Source organism: Halorubrum tibetense (assembly GCF_042661865.1).
Taxonomy (GTDB): Archaea; Halobacteriota; Halobacteria; order Halobacteriales; family Haloferacaceae; genus Halorubrum; species Halorubrum tibetense.
In genome coordinates this window covers 1-535 of record NZ_JBHSWW010000718.1, presented here as the reverse complement: position 1 = coordinate 535, position 535 = coordinate 1, and the positions used below count along the sequence as shown (strand labels likewise).

The following is a 535-nucleotide window of genomic DNA, read 5'->3' as shown; positions in this document are numbered from 1 at the left end:
CGGCAACGGCGGGCCAGATTTAATAGCCCTCGGCGCTGAAGGTGTTGCCATGTTCGGTCTTGCACTAGACGGTACAGATTATTTCGATCTGCACCACACTGCCAATGACACCTTCGATAAAGTAGAAGCAGAACGCTTAAATCAAACCGCAACAAGTTTCGCCATGTTCGCCTTTTTAGCGGCAAACGCACCTAGCAGTTTTGGCTCAGGTGAACCTTATTTAGTCGAAAAGGCAAAACAGGCGACGCATTAAAAATAGCCCGAGCCTTTAATAAAAAGGCTCGGAATTCTTTGCTCGCGTTGTATGATACAAAGACAATTTATAAACAAGCACGCCACTCGGAAATGAGCCGATCTATACTCGCCCGGTTCACATCTAGATGCGTCACCAAGCGCATACCTTGATAGCCAGGTGATATTAAAATACCCTGCGCTTTCAATTTCGACGCCAGCGCCTGTATAGCCACCGTCTGATCGACATTCAAAAACACGATATTTGTTTGCACGCTCGCCACATCACAACTAACGCCCGGCA

General features: G+C 47.5%; 2 protein-coding genes. One reads left to right on the top strand and one right to left on the bottom strand.

Features of this window, described 5'->3' with window-relative positions:
• Positions 1 to 253: hypothetical protein (locus tag ACFQEU_RS17930; RefSeq protein ID WP_379784366.1), on the top strand; the 253-nt coding region annotated here is incomplete at its 5' end.
• 67 nt (positions 254 to 320) lie between these two features.
• Here the strand turns inward: ACFQEU_RS17930 and ACFQEU_RS17925 are convergent.
• Positions 321 to 535, bottom strand: a 215-nt coding sequence (locus tag ACFQEU_RS17925) for a hypothetical protein (RefSeq protein WP_379784364.1), incomplete at its 5' end; no start/stop codon positions are given.